At 50.6% G+C, this 7,470-nt stretch carries 5 protein-coding genes; all 5 read left to right on the top strand.

Annotated elements, in window-relative coordinates; genetic code table 11:
- Window positions 1–96: 96 nt before the first annotated feature.
- The 5 genes from Q0438_RS01340 to fldA all read left to right on the top strand — a co-directional run bounded on the left by Q0438_RS01340 (window position 97) and on the right by fldA (window position 7,120).
- Window positions 97–1,113: a YeeE/YedE family protein gene (locus Q0438_RS01340; RefSeq protein WP_299186466.1), complete on the top strand. Its 1,017-nt coding sequence runs from the start codon at window positions 97–99 to the stop codon at window positions 1,111–1,113.
- A 269-nt stretch (window positions 1,114–1,382) separates the two neighbouring features.
- Window positions 1,383–4,934, top strand: a complete 3,552-nt coding sequence (gene nifJ, locus Q0438_RS01335; protein WP_299186463.1) for a pyruvate:ferredoxin (flavodoxin) oxidoreductase — start codon at window positions 1,383–1,385, stop codon at window positions 4,932–4,934.
- Window positions 4,935–5,318: 384 nt separating this feature from the next.
- Window positions 5,319–5,642: a DUF2325 domain-containing protein gene (locus Q0438_RS01330; RefSeq protein ID WP_299186459.1), complete on the top strand. Its 324-nt coding sequence runs from the start codon at window positions 5,319–5,321 to the stop codon at window positions 5,640–5,642.
- Window positions 5,643–5,759: 117 nt separating this feature from the next.
- Window positions 5,760–6,617 carry a hypothetical protein gene (locus Q0438_RS01325; protein ID WP_299186456.1) on the top strand — a complete coding sequence of 286 codons (858 nt, stop codon included), beginning with the start codon at window positions 5,760–5,762 and terminating at the stop codon, window positions 6,615–6,617.
- An 11-nt stretch (window positions 6,618–6,628) separates the two neighbouring features.
- Window positions 6,629–7,120 carry a flavodoxin FldA gene (gene fldA / locus Q0438_RS01320; protein ID WP_299186453.1) on the top strand — a complete coding sequence of 164 codons (492 nt, stop codon included), beginning with the start codon at window positions 6,629–6,631 and terminating at the stop codon, window positions 7,118–7,120.
- Window positions 7,121–7,470 lie beyond the last annotated feature (350 nt).

The following is a 7,470-nucleotide window of genomic DNA, read 5'->3' as shown; positions in this document are numbered from 1 at the left end:
TTTAAATGAAAATTTTTATCTGAATGAATAAAATTTCAACTTAGTTTTATTTTTTTGGCAATACAATAACGTAAATTTTTCCGCAAGGCTTAAGATATGATTAGCGGTTTATTCGTGGGTATCGCCTTTGGCGTCTTGCTTCAAAGAACTCAATTCTGCTTCAATTCAGGCTTTCAAAACATATTTTTACAAAAAAATTTCCGCTTTCTCGCCGCCCTTTTGATCGCCGTGAGCATCCAAGCCGTGGGCTTTTTCGTGCTTGCTCACTTCGGGCTTATCCGGATTCCGGATCACAAAGTGCCGATTTTAGCGACGCTTATCGGCGGATTTTTGCTCGGGCTGGGGATGGTTATCTGCGGATACTGCGCGAGCGAAAGCTGGGTCAGGACGGGCGAAGGAGGGGTTGCGCCGCTTTTGGTGCTGCTTGCGTTTTCAATCACGATGGCTTGCGGATACTCGGGCCCGCTAAGGCGGCCGCTCGGCGCGCTTAGCGAGCAAACTCTGCAGGCAAGCAGCGTCCAGGAGCTTCTTAAAATTTCGCCGTGGGCGCTGGTAGCGGCTTTGATCCTCATAACAGCGGTTGCGGTTAAAATTTCGCTCTCGCAAAAGCAGCCCGCTCCCGCCCCCGCGCACCGTCTTCGCGGCGCGGCATACGTACTGTTTGAGAAAAAATTTCATCTCTTCCTAGGCGCCGTGCTGATCGGTCTTTTGGGCGTTTTAGCCTGGTATCTCAGCGCGCAAACCGGCAGGCAGTTCGGCTTTAGCGTCGCAGTGCCCAGCGCGAACGTCATGGAGTATCTCGTGACGGGGCAGGACGGATATCTGAATTGGGGCAGCCTCTTTGCGGTGGGGATTTTGGCGGGCTCCTTTGTAAGCGCTCTTTTGTCGGGCGGGCTTGAGCTGAAGTCGTTGCCCGCAAACGAGTATCCAAAGCGCGTTTTCGGCGGCTTTTTGATGGGTATAGGCGCCGTTTTAACCGGAGGCTGCACCGTCGCGAACTGCTTGGTATCGGTGGCCTATTTTTCGATACAGGGCTGGCTCGCGACCTTTATGATACTACTTGGCTGCGCAGTCGCGACGAAATTCTGTAAACCGAGTTCTTGCCAAGCTTAAAAGTAAATTTAGCCGTTTTAAAATTTTATTGCAGCTCCAAATAAATCCTAGCGGATAATCAAAAAAGCAAGCCATAAATCCGCCGCCCTTAAGATTCCGTCGCGGATAAAATTTAAAGCTTCTTGCGCTTTAAAAATATATCTGCTGCGCCTAAATTTAGCCGCCGCTTCGCAAAACCTAGCAAATTCCATCGGGTTTGCGAAGCATTTAAATTTTTAAGCAATAAATATGTAAAATTAGCGAAATTTGATAATTCCAAAGGACGAAAAATGGCAAAAGTTATGAAAACTATGGACGGAAACGAGGCGGCGGCTTACGTCTCATACGCCTTCACCGAGGTCGCGGGCATCTATCCGATCACGCCTAGCTCGCCGATGGCGGATTACACCGATATTTGGGCGTCGCAGGGCAAGAAAAACCTCTTCGGCATGCCCGTTAAAGTAGTTGAGATGCAAAGCGAGGGCGGTGCGGCGGGCACCGTGCACGGCTCACTCCAAGCGGGTGCGCTTACGACGACATACACCGCATCGCAGGGGCTTTTGCTAAAAATTCCAAACATGTATAAGATCGCAGGTCAGATGCTTCCGGGCGTCATTCACGTCGCGGCGCGCGCGCTTGCGGCGCAGGCGCTCTCTATCTTCGGCGATCATCAAGACGTCTATGCCTGTCGCCAGAGCGGCTTTGCGATGCTCGCAAGCGACAGCGTGCAGGAGGTGATGGATCTGGGCGGTATCGCACATCTTGCGGCGATTAAGGGGCGAGTGCCGTTTTTGCACTTTTTCGACGGATTTCGCACGAGCCATGAAATTCAAAAGATCGAGGTGATGGACTATGCCGAGTTTGATCGCCTGCTGGATCGCGAGGCCGTGCGTAAATTTAGAGAGGACGCGCTAAGCTCCGAGCATCCTAAAACTCGCGGCACGGCCCAAAACGACGACGTGTATTTTCAGACACGCGAGCTAACCAATAAATTTTACGACGCGCTTCCGGACATCGTCGCGGAGTATATGAGCGAAATTTCAAAGATCACGGGGCGGTCGTACGCGCCTTTCGTCTATTACGGCGCAAGCGAGCCGCAGCGCGTGATCGTCGCGATGGGCTCGGTCAATCAAGCCCTTGAAGAGGTGGTCGATCATCTAAACGCGAAGGGCGAGAAGGTAGGCGTGCTAAAAGTGCACCTCTACAGGCCTTTTAGCCTCAAATATCTCTTCGCCGCGATGCCTAAAAGCGTGCGTAAAATCGCCGTGCTCGACCGCACGAAGGAGCCGGGCAGCCTCGGCGAGCCGCTGTATTTGGATATAAAGGCCGCATTTTACGGGCGCGCGGACGCCCCGCTCATCGTGGGCGGCAGGTATGGCCTAAGCTCCAAAGACGTCGATCCCGCGCAGCTAATCGCCGTGTATGAAAATTTAAAGGCGGACGAGCCTAAAAACGGCTTTACGATCGGCATCGACGACGACGTGACGCATCTGTCGCTACCCGTGGGAGATAAAATTTCGCTAGGCTACGAGGATGAGATCGAGTGCTTGTTTTATGGCCTCGGCGCGGACGGCACCGTGGGCGCGAATAAAAATTCCGTCAAAATAATCGGCGATAAAACCGATCTTTACGCGCAGGCGTATTTTGCCTACGACAGCAAAAAATCGGGCGGCTACACGCGCTCGCACCTGCGCTTCGGCAAAAGACCGATCCGCTCGACCTATCTCGTCTCAAATCCGCATTTCGTCGCCTGCTCGGTCGCCGCGTATCTGGACATCTACGATGTCATCGGGGGCATCCGCGAAGGAGGCACCTTCCTTTTAAATTCCATCTGGGATGCCGAGCAGACGGCGGCAAAGCTTCCGAACAAGGTCAAAAAAATTCTAGCCCAAAGACGGGTAAAATTTTACATTCTAAACGCCACCAAGCTAGCGCACGAGATAGGGCTTGGAGGCCGCACCAATACGATCATGCAATCGGCGTTTTTCAAGCTTAGCGGCATCATTCCGTTCGAGCAGGCGCAAAGCTATATGAAAGAATACGCCAAGAAAACCTACGCCAAAAAGGGCGAGGCGGTCGTGGCTATGAACTGCGACGCGATCGATAGGGGCGCGGACGCTTTGGTACAGGTAGCGATCGATCCTGCGTGGGTAAATTTAAAAGATGACGCGGCGGATACGAACGATAAATACAAAGGCGACGAATTTATAGAAAAGATCGTAAAGCCGATAAACGCAGCGCGCGGCGATAGCTTGCCGGTGTCGGCGTTTTTAGGGCACGAGGACGGCGGGTTCGACGCAGGCAGCACGCGATTTGAAAAGCGCGGCGTAGGCGTCATGGTGCCTAAATGGATCGAGCAAAACTGTATCCAGTGCAACCAGTGCGCCTTCGTCTGCCCTCACGCCGTAATCAGAGCGTTTTTACTAGACGAAAAGGACGAGGCTGCCGCTCCTTTAAATTTAAAAGATCACCTGTTAGAAGCCAAGGGCAAGGAGCTGAAGGGGCTAAAATATAAGATCCAAGTAAGCCCGCTTGATTGCACGGGCTGCGCGCTTTGCGCCGAAAACTGCCCGAGCAAGGAAAAATCGCTCGTCATGGTGCCGCTTGAAGAAGAACTCGCAAAGGGCGAGCAAGAAAGCGCAGACTTTTTATTCGAGCACGTAAGATACAAAGACGATTTGATGGACAGATCAAGCGTCAAGGGCGTGGGCTTTGCCCGCCCGTATTTTGAATTTCACGGCGCGTGCCCCGGATGCGGCGAAACGCCGTACATCACGCTGATCACGCGACTTTTCGGCGATCATATGATCGTAGCCAATGCCACGGGCTGTAGCTCGATCTACGGCGGATCGGCGCCTTCGATGCCGTACCGCAAGGACGAGAACGGCCGCGGCGTCGCGTGGGCGAACTCGCTTTTTGAGGATAACGCCGAGTTTGGGCTGGGAATGAAGATCGCAAACGAGACGCTGCGCCATAAGATCGAGGATCTTATGCTGGGCTCGCTCTCAAGCGTGCCAAACGCGCTAAAGGCTCTTTATCACGACTGGATCGAAAACAGAAACGATACGCTAAAATCCGCTCAGATCAGAGATAGGCTGGTGCCGCTACTAGAACAAAATTTGGACGCGCTGGGGGTTCGTGAAATTTTAGAACTAAAGCAGTATCTAAACAAAAAATCGCAATGGATCATCGGCGGCGACGGTTGGGCTTACGACATCGGCTACGGCGGACTTGATCACGTGCTGGCTACCGGCGAAGACGTAAACGTGCTGGTGCTAGATACGGAGGTTTACTCAAACACCGGCGGGCAAAGCTCCAAAGCTAGCCGCCGCGGCTCGATCGCGCAGTTTACCGCAGGCGGTAAGGCGGTGCAGAAAAAAGATCTCGGTCAGATCGCGATGACATACGGCAACATATTCGTCGCGCAGGTAAATTCCAACGCAAATCAAGCCGCGACGCTAAAAGCGATCATGGCGGCGGAGGCTTACCCAGGGCCTAGCCTTATCATCGCGTATTCGCCGTGTATCGCGCACGGCATCAAAGGCGGCATGGGCAGCTCCGGCGATCAAGCCGAGCTTGCGAGCAAATGCGGCTATTGGCCGACCTACACCTTCGATCCGCGGCTTGCGGCGGAGGGCAAAAATCCGCTCAAAATTTCATCCAAAGAGCCGGACTGGAGCCTTTATGAGGAATTTTTGCTAAACGAAGTGCGCTACAACGCGCTTAAAAAGATCGATCCGGAGCACGCGGGCAAGCTTTATGAAGCAAATAAAGCCGACGCGATGAGACGCTACCGCCAGCTCAAACGGCTTGCGAATGCCGATTTCGGCGATGAAATTTAGACTTTGATCTCTCGGGCACGCTTTGCCCGAGCCGTTTTTTTGACAGCGGGGTCGCTTATGCGCTCCGCCGCCGCTCGCTGCTAGATTACACAAACCCTACCGCGTGGCTAAATTTTAAATTTAGCCACGTATGATTTGGCTCCGAGATAAAATTTAAAATTTTAAATTGCAAAATCAACCCCTTTAATTTATGGATAAAATTTCGCCGATAAAATTTTCCACAGCGTTTGCTTTCTGTAGTTAATTACGCCCAATGGGCTTCTGCTTTTATCTTTTCGGCTTGTTAAAATTTTAAATACAGCCCGCTAAATTTTATACGCATTATCAGTTAAATTTAATCTTTCTCTGTTATAATAACGAATATCAATCATAAAAGGGGATGAAATGAACGTTTTGGTCATAGGGGCGGACGAGATTACGCCCATTAAGGCGGTTTTAAAGGACCTTGGCGCGAGCAACATCGAGCACTGGGACGCACGAAACGAAAATCGCGTAAATCGCAAGCCGATCCCGCAGGATACGGAGTGCGTCGTGATGCTTACGAGCTTTTTGAACCACAATACGATGAAAAAGATCAAAGGCGAAGTCAAAAAGCGCAAAATCCCGCTCGTATGCGCTAAAAGAAGCGTCAGCTGCGTGTTTTGCGAGTATTGCAAGGTTTTCAATCTAAATCAAGAATTTAACTGTTCCGTCGGCGAAAACGAATAATTTGGCGCTGCTTAGTAGCAAAGCGTGCATTCTGCAAAGAGTGTAAAATTTCATAAACGCCAATGTACTCTGCTGCTAAAATTTTACAAAAACGAAACCTAGCCAAAAGAGCGGAATATGAGCAAGAAAACGAGCGACCGAAAAGACTGCGCAAACGACGAAACCCGCGAAGTAAAAGATAGCAAAATGCACGGCGAGCTAAAAAGCCGAGAGGTAAGCGGCGAGATAGACGGTGGAGCGCAAAATTTTTGGCAGCGAGGCGAGCTTTTCGGCTTTGACGCGGATGGACGCGAGATCGCTTCAGAGCCGTTTTGTAGCCTTCCTCGGCCCGCTCGCGCAAAGGCGATGCTCACGCTTTATAATTTTAGCGTTAATGCGGATTATAGAATTCTGCCCGCAAATTTAAAGGGCGCTTCGCAGTTTCGAGCGGCATTTTTAAATTTTATCGCTTCCGAACTTAGGCGCGGTGCTCGCAAAATTTACCGCTTCAAGCCCGCCGTGAAATTCCGCGCGGCGGATAATGCGATAATCTTTGCCTATCTGCGCGACATGCCGCTGCCCGCATTTGCCGCCAAGCCCGCTTATAAGCTAGCTCGCGTGATCGTGAGCTTGCGTAGCGGCGTGCTGCTAAATGCCGGCGAGGCGTTTAGCGATTTTGTGTTTTCAAAGATCGCGCTGCGAAATACAGGCGCAGAGATTGAGCTTAAAAATGAACTCATCATCGTGCGAAAAAACGGATTTTCGCTCGGAGTGATAGCAAATTTCAGATCGATGCTCGTTTCAAATCCTATGCTTTATGATAATGATATAAAAAAAGCGCTAGAGCTTTGCCGCGGAGCAAACCTCGATGCCGTGTATCTTGTCTATCCAAAAAATGAAAATTTTAACCGCCACGTCGAGATAAAAAGCGAATGCTTTAAGGGAAATTTCATTATGAAATTAGTACCATACAAGCTCACCGACAAAATTTATTAAAAGGATCACAAATGGTTGGAATTATTTTTGGAAGCTCGATGGGCAATACCGAAGACGCTGCGAAGCTGATCTCGGAAAAGCTCGGCATCGAAAATGAGCTAAAAAACGTCGCGGATATCGCGCCTGCTGACCTGGACAAATACACCGCGCTCGTAATCGGAAGCTCTACGTGGAACGACGGCGAGCTGCAAGACGACTGGGCGGGCTTTGATTTTTCGGCTCTTAACGTAGCGGGCAAGACCGTCGCGATTTTCGGTATGGGCGACAGCTCGAGCTACAGCGATGCGTATTGCAACGCAATGGGCGAGCTATATGAAAATTTCAAAAAAGCGGGCGCAAAGATCGTAGGTGCGGTATCTACCGACGGATACGAGTTCGACGAGAGCAAGGCCGTAGTGGACGGCAAATTTGTAGGTCTTGCGCTAGACAACGACAACCAAAGCGACCTCACCGAGAGCCGCATCGAGGCGTGGGTGGCACAGATCGCTCCCGAGCTTAAATAACTCCCTTTAAATTTGCCGTGAAGCGCCTGCTTCGCGGCTCTTTCATCTTTTTTAAAATCATTAAAATTTAGACCTATCTGAAATTTAGACTTTGCCGGCTTTGGTTAAATTTAAACGGCCTGGGCTTTGAAATTTTAAAATTTATAATCTTCGCGGTGAATGAAATTATCTTTTAAATTTAGCTGCGCGATACCTTGCGCTAGCGTAAATGCACGCTGACTTGGAGGCGCACATAGCCCGCGAGTGGATAAAATTTAAGCCGCTGTTATGGCGGAAGGACGAAGCTGGGAGTTTGCGTCGCGGTTTATAAGCCTCATCGGCGAACGCTCGAAAATAAAATTTGCAAATTT

The sequence above is a fragment of the uncultured Campylobacter sp. genome (assembly GCF_938030785.1).
Lineage (GTDB): Bacteria > Campylobacterota > Campylobacteria > Campylobacterales > Campylobacteraceae > Campylobacter_B.
This window is presented reverse-complemented; position numbering and strand designations above follow the sequence as displayed.

Bases quoted from the DNA above. Each gene is read 5' to 3' on its own strand.
- Q0438_RS01340 (WP_299186466.1), top strand. From the start codon at position 97: ATGATTAGCGGTTTATTCGTGGGTATCGCCTTTGGCGTCTTGCTTCAA.
- nifJ (WP_299186463.1), top strand. From the start codon at position 1,383: ATGGCAAAAGTTATGAAAACTATGGACGGAAACGAGGCGGCGGCTTAC.
- Q0438_RS01330 (WP_299186459.1), top strand. From the start codon at position 5,319: ATGAACGTTTTGGTCATAGGGGCGGACGAGATTACGCCCATTAAGGCG.
- Q0438_RS01325 (WP_299186456.1), top strand. From the start codon at position 5,760: ATGAGCAAGAAAACGAGCGACCGAAAAGACTGCGCAAACGACGAAACC.
- fldA (WP_299186453.1), top strand. From the start codon at position 6,629: ATGGTTGGAATTATTTTTGGAAGCTCGATGGGCAATACCGAAGACGCT.